This is a genomic window from Bacillus sp. 01N45, assembly GCF_056399205.1.
In genome coordinates this window covers 1-392 of the sequence record NZ_JBFTQW010000065.1, presented here as the reverse complement: position 1 = coordinate 392, position 392 = coordinate 1, and the positions used below count along the sequence as shown (strand labels likewise).

The window sequence follows — 392 nt, the reverse complement described above, 5'->3', positions numbered from 1 at the left end:
GCAATACACAGCGCGCAGGTAGCGGTGCAGGTGAGCGGACTTGCCGTCGACCAGAGGGGCAGGTACTGCTCCCAACGTGGCGTAGCCGCCGGCCAGCTGGTCAGTGCGCCACGACGCGAGGTCATCGTTGACCGACAGCACGCCTTCGACCAGCGCGCCGCGCAGGCGCTCGGCGGTCACCGTGCCGTCCTGACGCATTGCGGCCATAGCCGCGTCGACATCGACGTCTGGGAAGAAGCCATCGTTGCCGATCAGGTTCTGGCCGGGTTGCACCGGGGCCGAAGCGAGGAAGGAAGACATGGGTACGTGGATGATCGGAGGAGGCGGTGGACGGGGTGACCGGGTGGGGCTGCCTTGCGGCTCGCCCTTGGGACACCCCGTGCCGCCTGATG

Annotated in this window: 1 protein-coding gene; it reads right to left on the bottom strand. The window is 68.1% G+C overall.

Features of this window, described 5'->3' with window-relative positions:
* A partial coding sequence (locus AC1DMU_RS29745; protein ID WP_476941705.1) for a head completion/stabilization protein occupies window positions 1–273 on the bottom strand: 273 nt, incomplete at its 3' end.
* Window positions 274–392 lie beyond the last annotated feature (119 nt).